Source organism: Acaryochloris marina MBIC11017, from assembly GCF_000018105.1.
GTDB classification, from domain to species: Bacteria; Cyanobacteriota; Cyanobacteriia; order Thermosynechococcales; family Thermosynechococcaceae; genus Acaryochloris; species Acaryochloris marina.
In genome coordinates, this window is sequence record NC_009925.1 from 3,327,223 (window position 1) to 3,351,438 (window position 24,216).

At 48.8% G+C, this 24,216-nt stretch carries 19 protein-coding genes; 7 read left to right on the top strand and 12 right to left on the bottom strand.

Going from position 1 to position 24,216, the window contains the following annotated elements; translation table 11 throughout:
- Positions 1-18 precede the first annotated feature (18 nt).
- The 4 genes from AM1_RS14975 to AM1_RS14990 all read left to right on the top strand — a co-directional run bounded on the left by AM1_RS14975 (position 19) and on the right by AM1_RS14990 (position 9,756).
- On the top strand, positions 19-1,692 hold the full coding sequence (locus tag AM1_RS14975) for a hypothetical protein (protein ID WP_012163701.1): 1,674 nt from the start codon (positions 19-21) through the stop codon (positions 1,690-1,692).
- A 640-nt stretch (positions 1,693-2,332) separates the two neighbouring features.
- Positions 2,333-7,333 carry an inverse autotransporter beta-barrel domain-containing protein gene (locus tag AM1_RS14980; protein ID WP_012163702.1) on the top strand — a complete coding sequence of 1,667 codons (5,001 nt, stop codon included), beginning with the start codon at positions 2,333-2,335 and terminating at the stop codon, positions 7,331-7,333.
- 300 nt (positions 7,334-7,633) lie between these two features.
- Positions 7,634-8,530, top strand: coding sequence for a tRNA (5-methylaminomethyl-2-thiouridine)(34)-methyltransferase MnmD (locus AM1_RS14985; protein ID WP_012163703.1), 897 nt, complete (start codon positions 7,634-7,636; stop codon positions 8,528-8,530).
- Between the two features lie 206 nt (positions 8,531-8,736).
- A complete protein-coding gene (locus tag AM1_RS14990) occupies positions 8,737-9,756 on the top strand; it encodes a pentapeptide repeat-containing protein (RefSeq protein ID WP_012163704.1) in 1,020 nt (339 codons plus the stop codon).
- Positions 9,757-9,788: 32 nt separating this feature from the next.
- Here AM1_RS14990 and AM1_RS14995 read toward each other — a convergent pair whose 3' ends face one another.
- Positions 9,789-10,535 carry a creatininase family protein gene (locus tag AM1_RS14995; RefSeq protein ID WP_041659885.1) on the bottom strand — a complete coding sequence of 249 codons (747 nt, stop codon included), beginning with the start codon at positions 10,533-10,535 and terminating at the stop codon, positions 9,789-9,791.
- Positions 10,536-10,580: 45 nt separating this feature from the next.
- Positions 10,581-11,780 carry an FAD-dependent oxidoreductase gene (locus AM1_RS15000; RefSeq protein ID WP_012163706.1) on the bottom strand — a complete coding sequence of 400 codons (1,200 nt, stop codon included), beginning with the start codon at positions 11,778-11,780 and terminating at the stop codon, positions 10,581-10,583.
- Positions 11,781-12,180: 400 nt separating this feature from the next.
- Between AM1_RS15000 and AM1_RS15005 the strand changes: the two genes are divergently transcribed.
- Positions 12,181-12,402, top strand: coding sequence for a hypothetical protein (locus AM1_RS15005; RefSeq protein ID WP_012163707.1), 222 nt, complete (start codon positions 12,181-12,183; stop codon positions 12,400-12,402).
- A gap of 103 nt (positions 12,403-12,505) precedes the next feature.
- On the opposite strand, the gene AM1_RS15010 is transcribed toward AM1_RS15005, so the two are convergent.
- Positions 12,506-13,264 (bottom strand): flavodoxin family protein, encoded by a 759-nt coding sequence (locus AM1_RS15010; protein ID WP_012163708.1) that lies wholly within the window; start codon positions 13,262-13,264, stop codon positions 12,506-12,508.
- A 62-nt stretch (positions 13,265-13,326) separates the two neighbouring features.
- The gene (locus AM1_RS15015) at positions 13,327-15,279 is read right to left on the bottom strand and encodes a thiamine pyrophosphate-binding protein (protein WP_012163709.1); all 1,953 of its coding nucleotides are present in this window, start codon (positions 15,277-15,279) and stop codon (positions 13,327-13,329) included.
- 297 nt (positions 15,280-15,576) lie between these two features.
- Here AM1_RS15015 and AM1_RS41030 point away from each other — a divergent pair, with 297 nt between their 5' ends.
- Positions 15,577-15,735, top strand: coding sequence for a hypothetical protein (locus AM1_RS41030; protein WP_187152885.1), 159 nt, complete (start codon positions 15,577-15,579; stop codon positions 15,733-15,735).
- 35 nt (positions 15,736-15,770) lie between these two features.
- Here the strand turns inward: AM1_RS41030 and AM1_RS15020 are convergent, their stop codons facing one another.
- The 5 genes from AM1_RS15020 to pyk all read right to left on the bottom strand — a co-directional run bounded on the left by AM1_RS15020 (position 15,771) and on the right by pyk (position 20,890).
- Positions 15,771-16,475 carry a lysophospholipid acyltransferase family protein gene (locus tag AM1_RS15020; RefSeq protein WP_012163711.1) on the bottom strand — a complete coding sequence of 235 codons (705 nt, stop codon included), beginning with the start codon at positions 16,473-16,475 and terminating at the stop codon, positions 15,771-15,773.
- Positions 16,472-17,644: a VWA domain-containing protein gene (locus tag AM1_RS15025; RefSeq protein WP_012163712.1), complete on the bottom strand. Its 1,173-nt coding sequence runs from the start codon at positions 17,642-17,644 to the stop codon at positions 16,472-16,474. Before AM1_RS15025 ends, AM1_RS15020 begins: the two co-directional genes overlap by 4 nt.
- Positions 17,645-17,671: 27 nt before the next feature.
- Positions 17,672-18,640, bottom strand: coding sequence for a TIGR04168 family protein (locus AM1_RS15030; RefSeq protein WP_012163713.1), 969 nt, complete (start codon positions 18,638-18,640; stop codon positions 17,672-17,674).
- Between the two features lie 9 nt (positions 18,641-18,649).
- The gene (locus tag AM1_RS15035; protein WP_010471269.1) at positions 18,650-19,033 is read right to left on the bottom strand and encodes a DUF4346 domain-containing protein; all 384 of its coding nucleotides are present in this window, start codon (positions 19,031-19,033) and stop codon (positions 18,650-18,652) included.
- 81 nt (positions 19,034-19,114) lie between these two features.
- Positions 19,115-20,890 carry a pyruvate kinase gene (gene pyk / locus AM1_RS15040; RefSeq protein ID WP_012163714.1) on the bottom strand — a complete coding sequence of 592 codons (1,776 nt, stop codon included), beginning with the start codon at positions 20,888-20,890 and terminating at the stop codon, positions 19,115-19,117.
- A 140-nt stretch (positions 20,891-21,030) separates the two neighbouring features.
- Here pyk and AM1_RS15045 point away from each other — a divergent pair, with 140 nt between their 5' ends.
- Positions 21,031-21,474: an Rrf2 family transcriptional regulator gene (locus tag AM1_RS15045; RefSeq protein WP_012163715.1), complete on the top strand. Its 444-nt coding sequence runs from the start codon at positions 21,031-21,033 to the stop codon at positions 21,472-21,474.
- Between the two features lie 57 nt (positions 21,475-21,531).
- Here AM1_RS15045 and AM1_RS15050 read toward each other — a convergent pair whose 3' ends face one another.
- The 3 genes from AM1_RS15050 to AM1_RS15060 form a co-directional block, all read right to left on the bottom strand.
- Entirely contained in the window at positions 21,532-22,782 is a 1,251-nt protein-coding gene (locus AM1_RS15050) for a PulJ/GspJ family protein (RefSeq protein WP_012163716.1), read from the bottom strand.
- Between the two features lie 249 nt (positions 22,783-23,031).
- Positions 23,032-23,565 carry a pilus assembly FimT family protein gene (locus AM1_RS15055; RefSeq protein WP_012163717.1) on the bottom strand — a complete coding sequence of 178 codons (534 nt, stop codon included), beginning with the start codon at positions 23,563-23,565 and terminating at the stop codon, positions 23,032-23,034.
- A gap of 35 nt (positions 23,566-23,600) precedes the next feature.
- Positions 23,601-24,125 carry a hypothetical protein gene (locus AM1_RS15060; RefSeq protein WP_238548983.1) on the bottom strand — a complete coding sequence of 175 codons (525 nt, stop codon included), beginning with the start codon at positions 24,123-24,125 and terminating at the stop codon, positions 23,601-23,603.
- Positions 24,126-24,216: the final 91 nt, after the last annotated feature.

Sequence of the window (24,216 nt, forward strand, 5' to 3'; positions counted from 1 at the left end):
CAACGCCAACCCGCATTGATGAATGAACCAGCGGTTTTGGGTTTTAAGTTGGCCAGTTCCCCTCAATCTGTCCTCTTTATTCCTAATATCAGCATGCGGTTTTTGAAGCGGAAACTCTATTGGGTGTTGGGTTTGTGTGCCTGTACCTTAACTCTTCTATTGGGCCACTTTTCTCCATTTAGCGCTGCCTATTCGCCCCAGCCGGTCCAACCTACCTTGCAACCTCTGATTGCTTGGGGCACGCAAACCTTTGGAGGAGATGGACGCAAAGGTCGAGATGGGGCCAATGGTCGCAATGGGACGTCCGGTCAGGAAACCCAAATCCGTCTAACGGGGTCACCGATGACGGTGGATGTGGCGGGTAGCTCTGGGACATCGGGACAAGATGGCCAGTTGGGTGAGAATGCTTATGGTTGTGATCACTCAGCTCAACCTACCCACAACCTCACAGGGGCTGACGGTGGACGAGGCGGTCGAGGCGGTAATGGTGGCCGTGGGGGAGATGGTGGCAAAGTTTGGATTTATTATGCGCAATCGGCACAACTGAAAGCCCTAACCCTAAATAATGCCGGAGGGCAAGGTGGACAAGCAGGACTCGGTGCCCCCGGAGGCTATGGGTGTGGCTGCGTCGATACCGCTTGGCAGGTGAACTATTGTGAGTGGCAGCGCTATCGCAAGCAGCGCGGCGTGGCCGATGCGCCCTGGATTAAAGATAAAACTAAGACTTATCCCTGTACAGGCAGCCAGAGAATTGATCACAAACGCCATCATCCGACCCTAGACAAGGGTAATTCCCAGTGGGCCTATCGCTGGGAGTATGGTGGTGTTTATAAGACTGAACATTTCCACTGTACGGGTGGAGCCGCGGGAAAGGATGGTCAGGATGGTCAAGCTGGTCGAGAGGGGCGATACGGTCAGGTGGTGATGGTTCCGCGTGAGGATATTCCCCAAGAAAAAGTGCAGTACTATGCCCCGCTGGAACAATTGATGGGTCAGCAGGTGGACTTGGTGAAAAATATTTGGACTGAGAAAAGTGGATTGCGATCGCAACTCCATCCCAATTCCAAAGTCCCTGATACCTATACCTATTTGGATTCCACCGCCCGTCTCAACTACCGTATCGATTGGAATGCACCTAAGTCTCCCACTGAATTAGAGGTGAGCGATACCAAAATAGGTGCAACCATTCAGGTGCAAAATAACCAAGGTCAACTGGATTTTGAGCTGCCGGGAACCCTGGAATATCAGTTGAAGCAACAGGACCCACTGACGGTCATGACCATTACGGGCGGGTTTTCACCTAATCGAGTCCAGTCCTTCCGCATTGATGAGGAGGCGAGCCAACGACAGGTGGGGCAGTTGGTATTGGTGGATGATGGGGATGTGCGATCGCTCCTCCAAAACACCAAACTGAAAGTCACCTGTCTCAGTAAACAATCTGCCAGTGGCCTGAAAACGGATACTTATCAAGTCCGCCATAGTGTAGAGCTGCGCGTGCCTCCGATAGGCCGATCTAGTGATGGCGTCGGGGTAGATAAGAATGTTTATACCTTGAATGTGCAACCCTTTTTCAGTGCATGGCTAAAACCGGGCTATGACATTCAATACCAAGTAAAGGTTGAGCAAACGACCAAAAGTAATGCGGTCTATACCCAAACCCAAACGGCTAATTTACCTGTTCCTTTGTCATAAATTGCGGTTTTATACTCGATGTTCTATGAGTAAGGGATGGGGATGATCACCGGGTTTGGATTTAGGAATTCATGAGGCCCGTATGTCCTACTCTGTATTGATGAAAGCAGTGGTCTAGGGTTTATTCAGCATAGATTTCAGCGTAATACTGAGAACCGAAACCTCAAATTTAGTAATCTATCTTCTATTGTAAAAATACTTTATAAACCAACTCTTAACGAGCTGAAAAGACGTTATTTGGTTTTGAGAGTATAGTTAATATTTCAAACTTTTACGGATGTAGAAATCTTTCTCTTTGCGGGCACCATATATTAGTAAGACTCCAAGAAAACATGTAAATGAGCAAAGTCAGTGCTATGAACCGGATTTAAGGCTTTTAATTTATCTATTTAATCCTGTAAATAGTAGAATTTGATGCCTAATTCATTAAAAGAGATAGAAGTCAGGCATATTCTACCGATTAATAGAAAATTGCAATTAAGAAATTTTTATTAATAGCGAGTACAGAGTCGCTGCCGAGATTCTCGTGCTCTTAGCTCATGCTGATTGCGAATGTTTCAATTCGCAGTCGAGTTTGTGGTGCCTTCCACGCCCCCACAAGTGGACTTGTTCTGAATTGGAATGTAAGTGAGATATCAAAATGGCTAGACGTCTGATCATCAACCCCCTGTTATTTCCTCATTGGGGGCAAGCCTTAACCCTCAGTGTGCTGATATCCGGTCTGTGCCCCCTTACCGCTAGTGCCACACAAAAAGCACTTATTACTCCTTTAGATCCGTTGCCTACTTCTTTTGAGGAAGAGGATGCGTCCTCTACACCAGCAATTGTCTCTGCTCACTTCACCCCAATGGCTGACTTAGACCTTGCACTCAAGCCAAAGGCTATCTCTGGTCAGACCGAATCTAACCTGAAACAAGACCTCACCCTCGCCAGTGTTAAGGCTCAAGGCCCTTCTCCAGACGGTAACACCTCGGTATTGCCCCATTCTCCTCGCACCCTAGCCGAAGCTGGATGGATACCAAAGACTCAAACCCTTACCGCAAAACCAAACTCTCCCATTCCAGCCAACGCGACCGCTCAAGCTGAACCCGCCTCCACAGAAGAGACTAATCTTCCTCCCCAAGCCCCTTCGGACGCTCCATCCCAGACTTTAGAAGAACCCGCACCTTCAGCCAGCCTCGACATCCCCTACTTCGTCGATGCTGAATTTCGAGGCAGCACCCGTCGCCAATTTGGCGTGCTCAACCTTCGACTCCCCTTCTTCCAAGACGAGAAATCCTTCGCTTTTGCCGACGTCCACTTTGAAGCAGGCAGCAACGAAACCTTCCTGGGGAACCTCGGTCTTGCCTATCGTCGCGTCCTCAATACCGCCGAAGAGAATCCCTGGATCCTGGGCACCCATGCCTTCTACGACACCACCCGCAGTGAAAATGGCTTTCAATATCACCAAGGCAGCCTCGGCGCAGAACTCATTAGCAAGAAATTCGAATTTCGAGTCAACGGCTACCTCCCCGGCAGTAACCCCAATACCGTTGGTCAACGCACCATCAATGATGTCCTCGGCATCCAGCCCAGAGCCAATGGCCTAGGCACTAACATCGTCCGACAAGACATTACCCTCACCGCCCAAGAACGCGCCCTCGCAGGCTTTGATTTTGAAGTCGGTCATCGTCATCACTTTAGTGACAAAGTCAGCCTCGGTCTCTTTGGTGGCTATTTCTTCTTCGATAGCAGCGAAACCCTCAGCATCGATGGCCCCATGGCCCGTGCCCAACTCGAAGTCCAAGACCCTTTAGGTATGAATGGGGGACTCCTCCAAGTCGGCAGCCGCTTCCGCTTCGATGAAACCCGTGGATCCGAACTCGAGGGCTTTGTCCGCCTCGGAATTCCCTTTGGTGGCCCCCAACGATCTGAACCTTTGAGCCTAACCCAGCGGTTAGCCCGCCGCCCCATTGAACGCCACTACGAAATCACCACCTTTGCTCAGGACATCAACCGCCCCATCTCCCTTACCGAACTTCAAGCAGCCGTAGTTGGTCAAAGCACCCTCTCGCCCCTAGGCCCACAGATTTCCGCTATCACATCTCAAGTTGCTCTCAACCCTGCCACCGGACAACCCCTCAATATCTTCTTTGTGGATGGCGATGGCACAGCAGGTGATGGTACCCAAACCAATCCCTTGACAGTTGCCCAGGCTACTAGCTCCATTACCCAAGCGAATGACGTTTTATTTTTCTTAGATGATGCAGGCTCCATTGATACCCAGACAGGTCTAGGAAATTCCCTTACTCTCAAAACAGGACAACAGGCCCTTGGCATTGGCACCACCCCCAACTTTGTTTTCACCGTCCCCAATCTGGGTTCAGTCACTGTCTTCGATGCCGGACAACCCCAACTGGTCAATGGGGCGAACAACAACGTCCTCACCCTTGCCAACAACAACACCATTGACGGTCTCGCCTTCAACGGGCAAAATACAGCTCCTCGGGGAATCGCCGCCGTTACAGGCGCCACCAACACCACCATCCGTAACAGCAACCTCAGCAATTTCACCGTCGCTGGCGTTCAGATCACCCCCTCCACCAACACCATCATTGATAATGTGGTCTTCAACAACAACGCCACAGACGTTATCGTCAATGCCGCCAACACGACCTTAACCAACGTTGTAAGCAACAACGCCACAGGTCCCGCCATTCAGATCCTCAATGCCACAGGCACCACCACCCTCACCAATGTCAATATCTCCAATTCAGGTGGAGACGGTCTCCAGTTTGCCAACCCATCAGGAACTATCACGGCCACTAATGTCGATATCACCAATGCTGACGATAACGGCCTAGAGATTACGAGCGGAGATGGCACCTTTATCTTTGATGCCACCAGCTCGATTACCGATACCACCAATGCGGCGCTCAATGTTGTAGGTGGCACCACCACGATTACTTATAACGGCACCATTACTCAAAACAATCCTGCGAGTGCGGTCAATATCACTGACAAGACAGGAAGCACTACGACCTTTAATGGTCTAGTCACGGCCAATACGAGTACGGCACCTGGAGTAAACCTGACAAATAATACAGGCAGTACCATTGCCTTTAATGGGGGCTTAGATATTGATACCACCACAGGGACTGGATTTAACGCCACCAATGGCGGTACCGTCAATGTCGCTGCCACAAGTGAAGATGAATCGGTCACCACAACCAGTGGTACTGCCCTGAATCTCAACAATATAGCGGCCAATATCACCTTTGATTCAGTGTCTTCGACTGGGGGAACGAATGGCATCAACCTGGATACAGTGATAGGTTCGGTGGGTGTATCTGGAACCACTACGATTGCCAACACCACTGGAGATGGGTTCTTAGCGACCAATAGTACTGGAACCTATACCTTTGGTCCCGTAACCATCACCAATGCTGGGCTAGATGGCTTAGATCTCTCGGGAATTAATGATGCCACTACAGTGTTTAACTTGGGGGCATTGACGATTAATGGCTTTACGGGAACAGGAATTAATCTAGCGGGAGCGAATGTTGGTGTCACAGCTCCCACGGTAGCGATTACGAATACGGGCAATGTGGGCACGGGGATTGACCTGACGAATACCACGGGCAATCGAGTGATTACCTTAGGTGATCCAACAAATACGGCTGGAGATACGCCCAGTTCGATTGCGGGGGTGAATGTTGGGGCGCAATTGAATAATGCCAATGCCAACTTTACCTTTGGCGATGGAGAGCAGACGACCGATACTCCCAGTACGATTGCAGCGACGACTCCCATTGATGCTAGTGCGGTGGGGGCAAATGGTACCTATAACTTCCTGGATATTGCCTTTGCAGATAGCCCTGGCCTTCGGTTCTCAGATGTGTTCTATGTGGATAATGTGCCCGGTGGTACAGGAACACGCACGAATCCAGCAGATGTGCCTTTAGGAGAGACGAATACTAATCCGAATGATGTGATTGTGTTGGTGGATAATTCAGGCACAGATGTCATTGATGCTGCTGGGAGTAATGGGAATAATACGTTCCAATTACAGGATGGTCAGACGTTGGTGAGTTTCTTGAATGGTTCTGTGACGGTTGGGGCGGGGGGACCTGCCAATGTGCTGGCGAATATTACCATCACGGATCCCACGGGGAATGGAGCACCGACTTTAACAACGACTGGAGCTAATACCAATACGGTGACACTAGCCAATAACAACACCATTGATGGTGTGCAGATCGCAACGAATGCTACGAGGGTTGATGCAATTGATGGAACTAATATTGCTAGCATGACGATTCGGAATAGTGCGATCAGTAGCTCTAGGAGTGGAATTGAACTCACTAATCCTACAGGCACTGTGACCATAGAGAACAATCAAATTACGGATGCCGGGTCTCGAGGTATCCATGTAAATGACTTTGCTGATACTGGGGAAGTTACGATTACTGTTGCCAATAATCAAGTCAATAATACGAATAATGATGCGATTCATTTTGACACGATTAATAACGATGCTAATGTCACGATCACAGTTAATAACAATCGCATTGATGGTGGCAGTCGGAGAACTGATGATGGCATTGAGTTTGATGATATTGAAGGGAATGCAGTCGCCAATATTACGATTACCAATAATCAAATCACTGATGTTGCTTTCGAAGGGATCGAATTCGGTTTTTTTGAGAATAATGCTCAATCGACCATTTTGATTGACAACAACCAAATCACCAATGCAGGGGACATTGGTATTCAATTTGATGATTTAGAAAATAGAACTACTACGAATATCATCATCTCAAATAATATTCTGACTGATATTGATGAAGAGGGTATTGAGTTTGATTTGATTGAAAACTCGGCCGTGGCGAATATAACAATTGATAATAATCAGATAACCAATACAAGCTTGGAAGGTATTGAGTTTGATGATATCGAAAATACTGCTACTGCCACTATCAGAATCTCAAATAATGTTCTCAATACTATTGGGCAAGAAGGTATTGAATTTGGCTTTATTGAAAACTCATCCATGGCCAATATTACAATCGATAACAATCAAATAACTAATATAGCTACTGAGGGTATTGAATTTGACGATATCCAAAATACTGCCACTGCTAATATTCAAATCGCCAATAATGTTTTTAACACTATTGGTCAAGAAGGGATTGAGTTTGACTTTATTGAAAACTCAGCTGTGGCCAATATTACGATTGCAAATAATCAGATGAATAATTTAGGTGCAGATGGTATTGAGTTTGACGATATTGAAAATACTACCACTGCCAATATCACGATTAGTGATAACACCATTAATGATGCTGGTGCTCATGGTGTTTTCTTTGACAGAATTGAACAGAATGCAAATGCAACAGTGACTCTGACTGGCAATACGATTGCGAATCCAGGGGGAGATGGCATACAAGCAAGACATACGGCAAATACTAACTTCTGTTTGACCTTAAGTACCAACACTGTCAATACTCCTGGTGGAGCTGGCTTTCATTTTATTAGTACTGGCGCAGGAGACTTTCAAATCGCAGATCGGGCCAATGTCCTGACTAATAACACAGGTGCCTTTAATCCGGCTGATGTAGAGACCAATGCTAATTTTGCGAGTGTGGCAACTTGCCCATAGATCAAGCTGCTGACAATGGTTTTAATCATCATGAGATGATCGTTAACATTGAGCTGGAATGATTTGTTGGTGTCTAATCTGCAATTTATGGGAGATGTATGGGAAATTTTTGCAGCCAGTCTAATTGCGTAAACCAGCTTCCTAGAGATACTTCCCTTAGATTATGAATTCCGATTAACCTCTTATGTTCTAGAGATCTCATAAATTCTGGGAGTAAGGATCAGATACCATCACTATCGCTTAATCTGGTTGAGGTTCGATGAGTAATGAGAAGGGGCTGTATGGCACCTGTTAGTGGCAATGGATAATGCAGAACAGCTTACCCCTCAACTCACAGGTGATGGCTCCTTTACTTTTTATTCCACTGAGTTTGGAGAAACTTTCCATAGCCATTATGGAGCGCATCAGGAAGCCATAGGAAAATTTGTCTATCCCACCTTGCTGCCAGAAAAAGCGAAGCAGGGACCGATCAAGATTCTAGATGTTTGCTATGGCTTGGGGTATAACACTGCTTTGGCTTTGGAGACAATTTGGCAGGTTAACCCGGATTGCCAGGTTCAGGTTTATGCTCTCGAACTGAATCCCGTGGTACCGAGAGCTGCGATAGCCGAAGGCCGGTCTTTGACCATCGCAAATGCCGGATTGCAATCGTGGTCACCCCGAGTGCAGACCTATTTAAACACTTTGGCTCACGATCTAGAGATTCAATCCCCCGATTGTCAGGCACAATTACTTGTAGGTGATGCTCGTCAAACCCTTCAGGTGGTTCTGAAACAGCCGTTTCTCGCAGATGCGATTTTTCTCGATCCGTTTTCTCCCCCGAACTGTCCGCAGCTTTGGACCGTAGAGTTTTTTCAGCTGTTAAGGCAATGCCTCCATCCCCAAGGACGCTTAGCGACGTATTCCTGTGCAGCGGCGGTGCGGACGGGATTAATGTCAGCAGGATTTGCGATCGCAGCCAGTCCCCCTGTGGGTCGGCGCACGACTGGAACCGTTGCCGGGTTCACCCTAACCGATTGCCTGGCCTTAACGCCTCAAGAGCAAGAGCATCTGCAAACGGTCGCCTCTATTCCTTATCACGATCCTCAGCTGATCGATCCTGCCTCTACCATTCTGAATCGACGCCAGCAAGCACAAAAACAGTCCTCTTTAGAACCCACCAAAGTTTGGAAAAAACGGTGGCAAAAGTCCTCCTAGGTAACAGTACATAAACAACTAAGACTTTCATGCCTCACCAAAGCCTGAAGTGATAGGCAAGAGAAGGCTCTAGGATTCAGTGATCCATCATGGCTGGGCTGATTAGGTTGTAATTGAGTGAAATAGCATAGAAACTTAGATTAAAGTGGGTTTAAAGTAAGGAATTAGCTTAGATATCGATTTATTTCTTCTGAAAAAAGGAATTTATGAGTCAGACTCAGATCGAAAGTGGTTTAAGCCATGCTGATTTACTGCAGCTTGTATTGCGTGGTTCTGATGTTTGGAATCAGTGGCGTACTGAAAACTCCCATGAGAGTATTAACCTGCCTCTGGCAGACCTCAGCGATGTCAGCCTTAGTAATGCCAATCTCAGCCATATCAACTTCAGCTTTGCCATCCTCGAAGGGACCGATTTAAGTGGTGCTGATCTTAGAGGTACCGATCTGAGTGAAGCGAATCTAAATAATGCCCACCTTGCCCGTGCCAATCTCAAAGGTGCCAAAATTTCGGATGAAACGCAGATTGATCCGAAATGGAGGTTAGTCCATGTATTAGTGACAGAGGGGGGAGAGACCAAAGATCTCTGCAACGTTGACCTGCGTGCCGCCAATTTGCGGGATGCCATCCTCAACAGTGCTGATCTGAGTGGGGTGAACCTTAGTTGGTCTGACCTTTGCGAGGCTAACCTCAGTGATGCCATCTTGAGGGATGCGAATCTGATTTTGGCGATGCTTGAGCGTGCCAATCTCAATGGTGCGAACCTCAGCAATGCCAATCTTCGCAGTGCGAACTTGAGTTATACCAACCTCAGCAGTGCAGACCTCTTCGGTGCTGATCTGTTTGTTGCCAACTTGAGCAGTGCCAACCTGCGGGGAGCTGACTTCAATGGTGCGAACCTCAGCAACGCTAATTTGGATAGTGCCGATCTCAGCAATGCGAATCTCAGCAATGCCAACCTGATCGGTGCTGATCTGAGTCATGTGAATCTCAGCAACGCCAGTCTCCGAGGCTCGAACTTTAGCAATGTGAATCTCAGCAATGCCAACCTAGACGGTGCCGACTTGAGCAATGCCAATTTCCGAGGGACGAACCTCAGTGGTGCGAATCTCAGCAATGCCAATCTGATCGACGCCGATCTTTTGGATGCCAACCTCTTCAATACCACTCTGGATGGTATTGACCTTTTTGAGACTACGCTCATGACATCAGCTGGGGCAAGGCGATGATACGAGCAAGGGTTAAAGGCTAATCCCAATCCTTACTGAGTGCCTAAAAACTTTTGGTAATCCTTGGCAATGGATTCCACCGCTGCTTCATAGAGACTCCGCCCATGTTCTGGTGTCGCTAAAGACGGATCAGACCCCATGCGTCCATCCGGATAATGTTGGCGGAAATTGGCGGCGCCATAAATCGGATGTCCAGAGGCCACTTCAGGATTCAGAGGTGCATCTTTAATGGCTTCAGGATAGACAAATTGGGTGACGGCCACTTCGCTGGGTGTTGCGTGGGAGCCTTCGCGATTGCCGTAGAGTTCTTTCGCCAACTGATAGACCTGGGAATTCATATACCAGTTATTGAGGCGGCATCGGGTTTGATCCGCTTCCGGCAGGTTTAAATCCGCAATTGTGGCGTAGGTTTCTGAAAAAGCTGCTTTCAGGGTAGCAACATTCCCTCCATGACCATTGATAAAGAAAAACTGACGAAATCCCGCCCGCGCCAGACTCACCAAATAGTCTCGAATAACCAACAGTAGAGTAGACGGACGCAGACTCATACTGCCAGGGAATTCGGTATGGTGGAGGGCCATGCCGACATTAATCGTCGGACCCACCAGGGCTTCGGTTGCTTCTCCGACCCCTTTAGCAATCACCTCGGCACAAATGGCATCCGTGCCAATCAACCCCGTAGGACCATGCTGTTCTGTGGAGCCAATCGGCATAATAATGCCTTGGGAACGTTGCAGATAAGTTTCAACTTCTAACCAGGTACAGAGATGAAGCTGCATAGGACTTCCTGTGGGGGACATGTCATTCTATTGTGCCAGGTCTATCTAAACCTGGAGGCGAACCTCAGTCACGCCCTGTCTGAGCTGCTGTTGCCGCCGCAGCCAAGAGGCTCGGATGATGGGGCCACTAAACGGTAAGGTCGCTTTGACGATCCCTCGTAATAGAGGGCTATGACGGAGGCGATCGCCTTGAGCGAGTTCTTCGTTTTGTAGGGTTTGCGCCTCAATAATTTCTGGTTCTCGCTCGGCTTGAATGGTGGGTAAAGCCTGAGCCAGCCTATCAAGGTCCACGGAGCCTTGCAGTATCGGCACCAGATGATTCGCTGCCACAATCACATCCCGGAGGGCCATATTAATCCCTTGGGCTCGAATTGGCGACATGGGATGGGCGGCATCTCCTAAGATGAGTAGCCCTGGCATTGACCAGTGAGGACAACGACCCACCACTACAGACAGCAAGAGTGGACGTTCAATCTCTTGAGCATGTTGGAGTAGGTGCTGTGCTAACCAAGGTGGGGAAGCAGCGGCAATCTTGGGAGGCCAATCTACCTGCTTCCAATCGGTCGGATCATCGTCATACAAAGCCCAGGCTAACTGTAAGCTGCCTTCCGCACTGCGAAATAAGCCCATCGTTTGGCAGCCATGCACGATGGCATAAAAGATATTCTCTGGGGGAAGGCAGGAGCTATCTGCTAGCTTGAACCACAGTAAATCAATGGCATGGGATAGGGTTTCCATCTCTAGGTTGGCCTGCTGACGGACGAGGGAATTACGGCCATCTGCCCCGATTACCAAATCCGCTTCTAAGGTGCGACCATCTCCTAGCTGGACGCCATTAATTCGATGCTCCTTGTGTAGTAATGCTTTGACAGCAGTGCCTGAAATCCACTCAAACTGGGGGTGCTGTTGGGCTTGTTTGACGAGTGCCTCTAGTAAATCGGGTTGTGATACTAAAGTGCAGGGCAGGGTATTGGCTTGGAACGGTTCGGAGGCTTGGAACATTCTGCGCCCTTCTAAGATATATTCCCAAGCCGTTAGGGCTTGGTGGGGTACTGTTTCAATCAGCCCCAATAATCCCATTTGTTCTAAAGCATCTAAGCCACTGGGCATCAGACCTTCACCCCGAAAAGTTCGTCGAAAGTTGCGGGCTGCTTCAACTAATGTGACGTCAATTCCTCGCTGAACGAGTATCAGTGCTAAAGCTGCCCCTGTGGGTCCAGCGCCGACAATGACAACCTTGGCCATAATGCGAAGTTTGATTGGGTCTCTTTCAACCTAACGGAATTGGCAGAAGGACAGAAAATTGTTGCGAAATTGATAGGGGTAGAGGCATGACCGTCGCATCATTTTGAAAGATGCTTAGTGCAGAGCGCTGAGAATTTAGGTCAGACTCATGGTCTTCTCAGACACATAAATTAAATTTAGGAAATAGTACTATTGAATTAAATTAAGAAATTCTTGATTGTTTGACCGCTTTCATGGGTTTTGCTCTATAAAACTACTAGTTTGCTCAATTAAGCTCTTCTAAGCAACAGGCTGTGATCTGTGTCATATCGCAAATTGCAATCGGTCACAGCTCCCCTTTGAATTAATGGTGACGATAGAAAAAAGAATCGCTCGTTTGCATTGATAAGGACGCCAGTTAATGGACACACTCAAAATTAATCCAAAAATTCTGGCTGCTGTCTTTGCAAGTGTCGTCATCATTGCTGATTTGGTGCCTGCCCCCAACCTTGGGCCGGGGCTGATCGTGTCGTCTTATAACTGGGCTGCTTCGCAGGTGCAGTCACCCCCGGATACTCAGCACGCCAATCAAAAGATACGAGCAAAGCGATCGCAATCCCGTAACCCTGCCTACAACCAATAATGGGCAGATAACGCTGCAGTTTTGATACTGCTGAATCTTTGTTCTCAAAATATTCGGTCGTCAAGCATAGCAATGGCTGTGTGCCTGACGACCGGCATTAGCTCTATCGTTTATGTTCTGGATTCTTAAAGTCTGTTTTGCACCCTGCATCCCAAGCATCCGGTAAATTGCCATGAGCTGGAATCCCCCCATTGTCTTTCAGGAGGCGGGCCATATGCATACAGTTCCAGGCTAAGAAAGTGGTATTACGGTTGGTGAAATCATTCTCGGGTCCACCTGATCCGGGATCGAGATAAGAGGGGCCGGGACCGACTTCCCCTAACCAGCCAGCATCCACCTGGGGGGGGATGGTATAGCCAATATGGGAGAGGGAAAACAGAATATTCATGGCGCAATGCTTCACCCCATCCTCATTGCCCGTAATGAGAGTTGCACCCACTTTTCCGTAATCTCGATATTGGCCTTTGTCGTTGAGGAGATGGGTATAGCCATATATGCGCTCTAAGACTCGGTTACAAACAGAGCTTTTCTCCCCCAGCCACACGGAGGTACATAGCACCAAAATATCCGTGGCATCCACCTCTTTTTGAAGTTGGGGCCAGTCATCTTTATCCCATTCATCGGTTTGGGACATATCTAAGCCCAAACCAGCCGGGATGTCATAATCCACGGGGCGAATAATCTTAGTTTGCACCCCATTAGCTTCAAAAATTGTTTGGGCAATTTTAATCACCCCTTCGGTATGGGATAAAACGGGGGTGCGATTCAGGGTGCAGTTGAGAAAGAGGGCTTTGAGATCGTCATATTTGGCCGGGGCATTTTGGCATTGGTGCTGAGTGATGTTCGTAAGCTGTTCAGACATAATTCCTCTGGGTAGATGTATAAACGTCTTATAGGTTCAAGGTGTAGGCCGCACCAGACAGCCTAAATCAATTCTGGGTCAGACATGATTTCTACGAGTGCAGGCCCCTGATAAGCCAGGGCCTGGGCCATAGCATCATCTAGTTCGTCCGGTTGGGTGACTCGGATTCCAAATCCACCGCAATTCTGAGCATATTGGGAAAAATCAGGATTGTGTAAGGAGGTTTGCCAGACATCCCATTCCCCCGCTCTCTGCTCCTTAGAAATTTTGCCCAACTGATCGTTATGGAGCAGGATATGGGTGATATTCATCTGGTACTTCACGGCGGTGGTAAATTCCGCCAAATATTGTCCAAACCCGCCATCACCTGATACAGACACAATGGGACGCTTATGGCCTGCGGCAGCCCAAGCGCCCATGGCAGCCGGGAAGGCAAACCCGATGGACCCGAGATATCCCGACATTAAAACGGACTGAGCCTGACACTCAAAATATCGACCAAAGGAATAGGTGTTGTTGCCTACATCCACCGCAATTACAGCATGAGCAGGCACCCATCGCGTCATGGCGGCAAAAATAGCGGCAGAGTTTAGCCCTTGTCCTCGGTCATCCAATTCTCGCCGGGCTTTTTCTGCCCGCCAGATGGCCCAACGTTCGGCGATTTCAGATTGCACATCCTCCGTATCCACCTGCATCGAGAGGGCGGTCTTGAGCTGCTCCACCACAATACTAATTTCCCCCCAAACGGGAACTTCGATGGGATGAAATTTACCTAGGGCCAGCGGATCAAAATCTACCTGAATAATCGGTTTGCCTGGATAGATGCCCGTGTGATTAGAAAAAGAAGCCCCCAATACCAACAGCACATCCGCCTCATTCATAAACCAGCTGGCAATGGGAGTACCACTGCGCCCCAATACTCCACATCCCAGAGGATGGTCATCGGCAATCTGCCCTTTACCTTTAAAGGTTGTTAGGACGGGCGCGCCCAAAAGTTCAGCTAGTTCTATCACCGCAGGCATATGAAACCGAGCGCCATGACCCACAATGATGACGGGGCGGCGTGACTGTTTCAGTTTGCCAATGGCCTGCTGTAAAGACTCCGGGGGTGGCGCGATTTGCAGCGGGGTGATGCGTCCAGTGGGCGTTGCCGCAGGGACATCAACAGCAGGCTGGACTTGAATCTCATCGGGAAAAATCAGGTGAGAGACATTGCGTTCTAAGAGAGCATGCTTGATCGCCAGAGTCATCAATTCGGCATGCTTGCTGTGACTAAGAACCGTTTGACTCCAAGCTGCCACCCCACTAAAGGCGGCAGATAAATCACATTCTTGAAAGTTACCAGTCCCCAAGACTTGAGAATTGACCTGTCCGGTTAAAGCCAAGATGGGGGCACAATCGACTTTGGCGTCCCACATTCCGGTCAGGAGGTTGGTTGCACCGGGGCCAGCAATGGTCAAACAAGCAGCGGGGGTACCCGTGAGTTTGGCATAGGCGGAGGCAGCAAAGGCTGCGGCTCCTTCATGGCGAATGCCAATATAGGTGAGCTTGCCCTGTTCTTCCTGACGGCGTAGGGTATCAGCCAGTCCTAAATTCGAATGGCCTACCATACCAAATACATGGGTAACGCCCCAATTCACCATGGTTTCAGCCATCACATCGCTAACGGTGCGGATGTGCGGTTTCTCCACGGGTAAACCCACATAGACACCGTCATCTCGCACCTCAACCGGAAAGGTTTCGAGGGCATCATCGACATCCAAGCCACCGGGCGGTTGCCCCGTCAGTGGGCAATAATCCCACCCATGCCAAGGACAGCGCAACAGGCCATTTTCAATAGAGCCTTCGCCGAGGGGGCCGCCTTGGTGAGGACAGCGATTATCAAGGGCACCATACTGGCCTTGGTGATGGGTTAAGGCCAGACTTTTATGACCTGCAACGACGGTTTTGACCCGACCTTCGGGTAGTTCGTCTAGGTCTAAGACCCGAAACCACTGAGGGGTTATCTCAGGCATAGGCTGTACTCCTTATGGGATGAGCGGCGATGGCTGGCTCAGCACTTTTTGTCAGGTTGATGCTGGTTTATAGGCTCCAGTCTGAGTATGCAGGTTGGGTGGCGTATTCAGATGATAATTTGCTGAAGTCCGGTGATGAAGTAGGCAAGGTTTGCCTAAAAATATGCTGAGTATGGCGATTCTCATCAGTGAAAATGCTCCCTTGTCTTGTACCGATCGGTAATGATATTTCCATAGCAAGAGGTTGGGTGAGTTGATGCAATGTAACGGTGGATGAGTCTCCGATTTCGCTTTACCATGAGTCAGAAATCTGGTTGGTGGCCGTTATCTAGCGTTTATTGCAAGATAGCGCTTCAGTATTGGGTTGTAATCGCAAAGTATGACCGTTCCACAAAAGCTGTGGAGATGCCCTTAGAGATGAATGGTCGATTTCAAACGTTTACTCTGGAAGTTTAAAATCGATCACCAGACTCAAACAGTGGTGCTGTCGTTCATACTCCAATCACATGGCGAGTTCCCCAATGCTGCTGTTGCAGAGTATCCATGGCCTGTCGGGTGGCGGTCATCAGTTCCCTGACTCCGCTGGTGGGAAAAATGGGTTTGTCCAACACCACTTTGACCGCTTGGTATTGAGGAATATGCTGAATTAGCGCCAAATCATGGGATTGGGCGATATGGTTTTGCAGTTTGGAGGGAATGCTGAGACGAGTTAGCTGTTCCTGTTGGGGGCAGATCATCATGGGCACGATCGGCACTTGGGCTTTCAGAGCGAGGACTGCAAAGCCCCGATGAAAGTCAGCTAGGGGAGCCGAAAAATCATTCTGAAAAATATAGCGTTCACCTTCGGGAAAAATCCCCAGCAAGGCTCCTCGGGATAGAACGGCTAGGGCTTGCTTAAAAGAACTGGGCTTGACCTGACCCTCCACCTCCATCAACACCATCCCCGTCCGCCGAATGAGCCAATGAGTAACGGGCAGATTCTGCATATAGGCTGCGGTCACCCAGGAGATATAGCGGGGAATCGCTACGCTGACAATCGACGGATCAATATTGGAGCGATGGTTGCACACCAGAAGGCCTGCTCCCGTTGGTAAATGCTCTAGGCCGATCACCTCTAGGTTAAGGCGATGGCGGAGCCAGGGGGCGACCAGCCAGCGACAGGCCTGATAAAACCGTTGTTGGGATACAGAGGTCATTGCGAAGCGGTGACAATCTCTTCTTTGGCGGCCCATTGGCCGATATCTTGGCGTTGGATGGCGGCAGCCATTAAGTCCGCAAACTTATCGGGCGTGCAGGCAAAGGCAGGAATGCCCAGGGTAGCAAACTTCGCAGCATTGCTATGGTCAAAGTAAGGGGCACCGTCATCACTCAGGGCTAATAGGGTCACCATCTGCACCCCTGAATTGACCAGGGAGGCAACCCGCTTGAGCATCGCTTCCCGATTGCCCCCTTCATACAAATCGCTAATGAGGACTAGGATCGTTTCCTCCGGTCTGCGAATTAAGCCTTGGCAATAGCCTAAGGCGCGGTTGATATCCGTTCCACCCCCCAGTTGAGTGCCAAACAATACATCCACTGGGTCTTGCAGCAGGTCCGTTAAATCAACAATGGCCGTATCGAAAACGACGAGTTGAGTCTTGACCGTAGGAAGAGACGCCAAGACTGCCGCAAAGATACTGGCATAGACCATAGAAGTGGCCATCGAGCCGCTTTGATCCACACAGAGGACAATATCGCGGAGGGCTGAGCGCTTGCGGCCAAAGCCAATCCGAGTTTCAGGAATAATCGTGCGATACTCTGGTTGATAATGACGCAGGTTAGCCCGAATGGTCCGGTGCCAGTCAATTTCATGATGGCGCGGGCGACGATTGCGAATCGATCGATTTAAACTGCCCTGGACGGCTTGTTGCATGGGGTTGGAGAGCTGGCGAAGTAAGTCCTCAACCACCCGCTGCACCACCAGTCGGGCTGTTTCTTTGGTTTTGCTGGGCATCACCTGACTCAGGGACAGTAGATTGGCCACTAGATGCACATCCGGTTCGACTGCCGCTAGCATTTCTGGCTCTAACAGCATCTGCTGTAAGTTCAGTCGTTCCAGGGCATCCTGCTGCATTACCCGGACAATGGAGCTAGGAAAGTAGCTGCGAATATCCCCCAGCCAGCGGGCGACTTTGGGAGATGAGCCCCCTAGTCCGCCAGAGCGTTTTCCCTGGGATTCGTACAGGGTTGCCAAGGTTTGATCCATCGCCGTATCTTGGGTATCGAGGGTTAACCCACCCTCTGCACCAATGCCATCTGCCTCACCTCCCCCAAGGATCAGCCGCCAGCGTCGATTGCGTTCGGAATGATTCTGAAACTCTGCCATAGCTTATTCAGAAGGAGACGACCCGGTTTATTCAGAGGGAGACGATACTAATGTCGGAATGACCTCAGTCGGAGGAGCAGCCTTGGAGTATAAGGTTTCTGAAGAAGCAATATGATGGCCGGCATCGACCCAGGCGAGCTGTACGTCCGTGACTTGATGGTCTTGCAGCGTTACTAGAGAGAAATTACGCTGCAATCCTTGCTCGGTTTTGATAATCCGTGGCACACAGGCAGCATTGAGATAGACCGTGCCTGCTTCATCTACACAGAGTCGCTTGCGCTGAACGGCTTTGGTATGGCGCAGGTTGTGGTGCATATGGCCAAAGGTGACGAGGGGAACGCGCTTGCCGGTGGTTCGGGTGGTTGCGATCGCATCTCGCAAATCCGGATCACCAAAATCTCCGCCTAGCTGTTTCCAGTCTTTTCCACAGGGATCTTCCGCCTGATCGCCTAACCCAGAGGGACCATTATGCCCGAGAAAAATAATGGTCTCGGACGGGGCTTGGGCCGCAGCTTTGGCAATTTGCGCGGTAGACTCTTCAAAATCCTTGACCCCAAAGCGATCGCGGTAAAATCCGGCACAGCGCCAGTCAGGTCCACCCCAGCTAAAGGGTCGCCCCCCCACGACGCTCAGATCGAGCCGGGGAAACGTACGCTGAGAATAGCCCACATGGGCATCGGCGAGCAGGTCTAACTGCTGCTGGACCCAGTCTTCCTTGCTGCGATCGTAGGGACAATTTTTGGTACCCCAAGGTGTGGCCGTGTACCAGGCATCATGGTTGCCAAAGGAAGCGGCATAGGGCAATTCTAGGTTGGAAACGGCCTCTACCACTTCCACCGCTTCATTCCCAAAATCGCCCACAAATAGCACTAAATCGACGCCGAGCTGCGCTAACGCTTTTGGATCCTCTTCATCCCAAGCGTCATGGATATCTCCAATCACAGCAATTTTGATGGATGGGGAATTAGCGGTAGGGGTAGAGAGTGGCTCAGTCATTCATATTAGTTAGTCTTGGATATATTCTTGGTCCTGGGCCAGGGCAATTTCAGCTCGGATAAACTCACGGCCCAAATAGGCCGCGTGATCGAGCTTAGTCACCAGGCAAGTTTGCGGCTCTTCAAAAATCGCAATACAGAGTTCCTTGGCTGTCTTAGCTCGGAACTTGGCATCGGGTTTTCGTTCCACCTTACCTCGACAGGATAAGGGTTCTCCCGTATCTGGGTCGACGGCTAAGCCTTTGTCATCAATGTCATTGGCATAGTGATCCGCACAAATGGCTGGGGCTTGCCGATCGAGATAAATCAAAAAGTAGCCACCGGGATCTAAAGCAATAAAGCGTTGAGATAACTGGTTATTGATGGCAGCTTGATCGCTAACAATGGTGTTCATGAACTCAAAGCATCGAGTGGGTAGGATGCGACTCCAAGATCCAGTCTAGTACGTGAACTCCAATTAGGTGTATTGGTGGGGTTAGCTTTGGGCTTGCGACGTCATGGTGCCCGAGTAGACCAACCCTTTTTTCATATCTAACGTAAGGTGGGTGCCATCCCGAATCATCCGAGTTGCATTTTCAACCCCGACGATGACTGGAATTCGCAACCGCAGCCCTAATACGGCAGCGTGACTGTCCATACCGCCGACTTCAGTAATGATGCCAGCGGCTTTGCGAATCGCATCGACATGGCTAGCGTCAGTTTCCTTCGCTACTAAAATATCGCCCCGATTAAAGCCTTTAACACCGTTGGATGCTGTAATGACGCGAGCTAAGCCGCTCACAGAGCCATTGCCAATGCCAGTGCCCTGACCCATAACAGCGGTGACAATCTCGACTTTGATAAAGTCTGTGGACCCCGCGACCCCCTGGAGAGTGCCTGCGGTCACCACTACTAAGTCGCCTTCTTCCACTAAGCCTTTCTCCTGGGCCACATTGAGTGAGGCTTGTAGGGTTTCATCAATGGAGGGCAAATTGAGAACCAGCAACGGCTGTACACCCCAAACCATTTGCAGTTGGCGAGCGACCTCTACATGGGGCGTCACAGCCAGAATGGGAATATTGGGCCGATATTTGGAAACGTTGCGTCCGGTCGATCCAGTTTTGGTAAAGGTGAGAATCGCTTTGGCTTTGAGCTGAGTGGCGATATGCCCAACCGCTTGGCTAATGGCACTGGGAATGGCAGTTTCTGAGGTGTCTAGGGCAGTACGATTTTGAATATTTTTTTCATAATCAATCCGCTCTGCGATTTTGGCCATGGTCGCCACCGCTTCCACAGGATAGTTGCCGACGGCGGCTTCATTGGACAGCATCACCGCATCAGTGCCGTCCAAAATGGCGTTGGCCACGTCAGAGACCTCTGCCCGCGTGGGTCTGGGGGAATTGACCATGCTATCCAGCATTTGCGTGGCCGTAATCACAGGAATGCCGAGACGGTTTGCCGTGGCAATCAACCGCTTTTGCAGAATCGGGACATCCTCTGCAGGCAGCTCAACCCCTAAGTCACCCCGAGCGATCATTACCCCATCACATAGGCTGAGAATCTCTTCCATTTGGGTAATGGCTTCATGTTTTTCGATCTTGGCAATGACGGGGATGGATTTGCCTGCGTTAGCAATGATTTCTTTAATCTCGATCACGTCTGCTGGATTGCGGACGAAGCTGAGGGCAACCCAATCGACACCATGGGTCAGACCGAATTGTAAATCTTCGCGATCTTTATCGGTGAGCGCTTTGACGGATAAATAGACTCCTGGAAAGTTCACACCTTTAGAGTCCGAGAGCTTGCCTCCCACAACGACGCGGCAATTCAAGGTCTTAGAAGATTGATCTACAGATTCAACGATCATCTCGACTCGGCCATCATCGAGAAGAATGGTGGCTCCTGCAGACACTTCGTCAGCCAGTTTGGAATAGGTGACCATGCTGCTGGTTTGCGTGCCGGGAATAGCCTGACTCGTCAAGGCAAAGGGATCACCGTTTTTGAGGGTGATGGGGCCGTCCGCGAATTTACCAAGGCGGATTTTAGGCCCTTGCAGGTCTTGCAGAATGGCAACGGGCTGGTTCATCTCATAAGAGAGTTGCCGAATCAGACGAATGGATCGCAGATGATCGTCATGGGTGCCGTGGGAGAAGTTGAGGCGGAGGGTGGTGGCCCCTGCTTCAATGACCGCCCGCAGCATATCTGGCTTGGAGATGGCTGGCCCTACGGTGGCCACAATTTTGGTACGACGGTCGGTCTCAGGCAAGGACATGTATGATTTCAAAAAAGTTTAGGCAGTAAGATGAACAATCAACAGGGTTGCCCATCAACTTAACAGTTTAGGCTGAGACGTTACCCCAAGCGAATTTTTGGCGGAATTCCTGTCGATAGATTGATAACACGGAGATCAGGGTGAAGTTAACGACACGGGGACACTATAGTGTAAAGGCGTTGCTGGATTTGAGTTTGCAGCCCAATTTTGGACCGGCATCGGTGAATGTGATCTCACAACGGCAGTCTCTCCCAGCCCCCTATTTGGAAAAGCTGCTGATAGAGTTGCGACAAGCGGGTTTGGTGCGGTCGGTTCGGGGCTCGAAAGGAGGCTATCAGTTGGCCCGTCCCCCGGTCCAAATTTCCTTAGGGCACATTTTGGAAGCGGTTGGAGAAACGGTTGAACCTTTTACGGAAAAGTCGGCTGCAACCCAGCAGGCTGAAGATTGGGTCACCCTGACCCTTTGGAAACGCCTACACCAAAAACTCAAGGAATCCCTCTACAGTATTTCCTTAGAAGATCTTTATTTTGATGCCCGCAGTTGGCAAGCGGCACAGGGGGCTGAGACGAGTTTTGTCGTCTAAAGATTGTCTGTTAAGTTATCTACTGTGTTCGTCAAATTGCGTATTGCAGAGATTTAATTAGCCTGAAGAATCTGGGGCGACTGTTGTTGAAGAATCTGGAGTGATGGTTGCAAGAATGACTATATCTTGAAAATCATAGGAATCATCACCGGGGCTACCACTGCCTAATTCAAATAGAAAAATAACTTGGTTGTCGGCAATGGTCACCCTTTGGTTGGTATCAATATAGCCTTGAGTAATTGTAGAAATAGGTAACTGATTACCGTAAGGTGTATAGTCCGGAATTGAATCCCCATTCTGTAGTGTTAAAACACGATTAGAATTATTGTCCGATGATACAGAAATGTTTGGAGAACATGATCCACCAGTGGTTGATGCACCATCAGTGGCTAATTCAGTTCCGGGCGCTACTGAGATATTCGTTTGCACACCTAAAGGAGCCACTGTTGAGAGCGCAGATTGGCTGATTTGCTGGCCATGAGTGAGTTCATAAGCTGCTGAAGTATTGATGGGGGGGCCGCCTACACCACAAGTTATTTCACTTCCTAAGACCCTAATATCCATCTTAGATTTTTCTAAGATCGTTACTGTGGAACCACCTGTTACGGTAACAATCCGCGAATTACGGGTTGCAACTGTTGTGTTAGCGGTATAGATATCAGAACCCTGCAATGGAGTATCGTACACTCCAGCATGAAACAGTTTAGCCATTTTGCCTGTGGAATCTACACAAGCTCCAAACCCCAAGTTGCCATTCGCAGTCCAGTTTGTGTCTGGGCAGCTAGGAGAAGTACTATTATCCTGAATGGAATCAATCAGTGGTTCATGACTCCAGTTAGCTAGGTCGGATGGATCTGCATAGGTGCCATCACCATTGTGTTTTGGTCCCCATCTATACACTACTTGGGGACCTAACCATAAGTTGTTAGGGGATGGAGCGGTGTAATAAACGACTGACTGCTGGACATCAGTAAAACCAGGCATTTTCAGCATAAGAACTGATTCCGCTCCACTGGGTAGAGCGGTATTAAAACCCGGAGGAGCTGGTTCGTTGTCTGCATCAAGAAGAATTCTGTCAGCGTGACGAACTTCGGTAGCCATGAAATCTAAAGATCGATTGAGTTCTACTCTTCTCTCATTTTGAGCATTGGCAACTTGGCTAGAGCGGAAGATAGAGACTAATCCAAATCCACCTATGGCTACAACGCCTAGGCTAATTACAGCCGCAACTAATAACTCAGGGAGTGTAAATCCTTGTGAGGTGCGTTTTTGATAAATGGCCTGTTTTATAGGGAATTTAGTTTTCACTTATATCAATTGCGAATAAAATCATGAATAGAACATTGTTTGTCAAAGTTCACGGTACTTGAATGGCTTTGAGAAAGCTGTTATTCAAATCACGAAATTGACATAGGCATTATTTTTATGCCGTTGGAAAAATAATTTTACCATTGTTATAGAAAGTTTGGCTTGCCCTGAAAGCACCTGACAAATCAACTGTGTGTTGATGCTAAGTACTCCTAAAAGAAGCTGATGATGGGTTCTTATGTAGTTCACTTATGATGAATGGCAATTACTTGCGTCTGCCTGGGCGGTAGTGGGTGGATGATTTCCTCTAAATTCACCCATTCTAATAATTCCAATTCCTGCAGTAATCGCTAGACAACGCATCCCTTGAGATTGATCGGGATGGAAAAACACTAAGACATTACCGGAAGAGGTCGATCCTTTCGGGGAAAACTGTATATCGTCGTTGGTTGCAGCGATCAAAGTGACAGCAGAAGGACTTGTGCCTCCACCCAGTTGTGTTAAATCCCGCGTTCCTGTTGGTAAGCAGCTTTGAGGATTGGCTATGATAGAAGAACTGCTAATGCTAAGGCTACATTGTTGACTGGTGCGAATGGCGGTTGCTTGGGCTTCTTTTAGGGCTCCCTCTACTTGTTTGGAAACATCTTCTATTCTTTTGTTGTTGATCCAGCCTAAAAAGCTAGGAGCTGCTAGGGCAGCAAATATGCCTGAAATCACTACGATCGCTAGGACTTCAGGCAATGAAAACCCAGAGCTTTTGTGCTGATATTGAGGCAATATCATGAAATTTTCTTGCGAGTTATCATTATCGAAATCAACTAAGGGCATTCAAGCGATTTATCAGGAATGACCTTAGTTTGAACGACAGCAATAGGGATATTATCAGCAGATACAACTTGATATTCCAGGCTCAGTACATTGAATGGAGCATCAGAGGGGAGATCTGGGGTACGTATAAGGGTATATGGCCGATTACCAATAGCGCTCAGTTTGTCAGTATCTACTGGTGCATTTGCATTAATTTCATCTTGCAAGAGAGCCGCATATCCTGATGTGTTATCAATAGCCTGACAGGCTGATAGGTTAACGTCTTCACCTAAACCGAATCGCTTGGATTCAAATCGAACCCTTTCTATATCTTCTTGGATCCAGGTTGTGGCTTCACTGAGTTCTTGCCCTTTCACTTTAAAGACTGTGGCTGTCACTAACGCTTGCATGGCAGTACTAATAAAGCCAACAATTACTAAGAGACCAACTAAGACTTCCACTAAGGTAAATCCAACATGTGGATGTTCATTTGACTTGAATTTTGTAATCATTGGACTTATAAATTCTGAGAACATGTCATCAGCCCTGTTTTTCTGTTAAAAATTTTTAATCATTTTAGTTGTCATAAAAGTTGATGATAAAAATGAACGATTTGGATCGATTTAT

Excerpts from the sequence above, each read along its gene's own strand:
- AM1_RS15010 (WP_012163708.1), bottom strand. The coding sequence starts at position 13,264 with ATGTCTGAACAGCTTACGAACATCACTCAGCACCAATGCCAAAATGCC.
- pyk (WP_012163714.1), bottom strand. The coding sequence starts at position 20,890 with ATGTCCTTGCCTGAGACCGACCGTCGTACCAAAATTGTGGCCACCGTA.
- AM1_RS14985 (WP_012163703.1), top strand. The coding sequence starts at position 7,634 with ATGGATAATGCAGAACAGCTTACCCCTCAACTCACAGGTGATGGCTCC.
- AM1_RS15035 (WP_010471269.1), bottom strand. The coding sequence starts at position 19,033 with ATGAACACCATTGTTAGCGATCAAGCTGCCATCAATAACCAGTTATCT.
- AM1_RS15060 (WP_238548983.1), bottom strand. The coding sequence starts at position 24,125 with ATGTTCTCAGAATTTATAAGTCCAATGATTACAAAATTCAAGTCAAAT.
- AM1_RS15055 (WP_012163717.1), bottom strand. The coding sequence starts at position 23,565 with ATGATATTGCCTCAATATCAGCACAAAAGCTCTGGGTTTTCATTGCCT.
- AM1_RS14995 (WP_041659885.1), bottom strand. The coding sequence starts at position 10,535 with ATGCAGCTTCATCTCTGTACCTGGTTAGAAGTTGAAACTTATCTGCAA.
- AM1_RS15005 (WP_012163707.1), top strand. The coding sequence starts at position 12,181 with ATGGACACACTCAAAATTAATCCAAAAATTCTGGCTGCTGTCTTTGCA.
- AM1_RS14990 (WP_012163704.1), top strand. The coding sequence starts at position 8,737 with ATGAGTCAGACTCAGATCGAAAGTGGTTTAAGCCATGCTGATTTACTG.
- AM1_RS14975 (WP_012163701.1), top strand. The coding sequence starts at position 19 with ATGAATGAACCAGCGGTTTTGGGTTTTAAGTTGGCCAGTTCCCCTCAA.
- AM1_RS15000 (WP_012163706.1), bottom strand. The coding sequence starts at position 11,780 with ATGGCCAAGGTTGTCATTGTCGGCGCTGGACCCACAGGGGCAGCTTTA.
- AM1_RS15015 (WP_012163709.1), bottom strand. The coding sequence starts at position 15,279 with ATGCCTGAGATAACCCCTCAGTGGTTTCGGGTCTTAGACCTAGACGAA.
- AM1_RS41030 (WP_187152885.1), top strand. The coding sequence starts at position 15,577 with ATGAGTCAGAAATCTGGTTGGTGGCCGTTATCTAGCGTTTATTGCAAG.
- AM1_RS15030 (WP_012163713.1), bottom strand. The coding sequence starts at position 18,640 with ATGACTGAGCCACTCTCTACCCCTACCGCTAATTCCCCATCCATCAAA.
- AM1_RS15025 (WP_012163712.1), bottom strand. The coding sequence starts at position 17,644 with ATGGCAGAGTTTCAGAATCATTCCGAACGCAATCGACGCTGGCGGCTG.
- AM1_RS15020 (WP_012163711.1), bottom strand. The coding sequence starts at position 16,475 with ATGACCTCTGTATCCCAACAACGGTTTTATCAGGCCTGTCGCTGGCTG.
- AM1_RS14980 (WP_012163702.1), top strand. The coding sequence starts at position 2,333 with ATGGCTAGACGTCTGATCATCAACCCCCTGTTATTTCCTCATTGGGGG.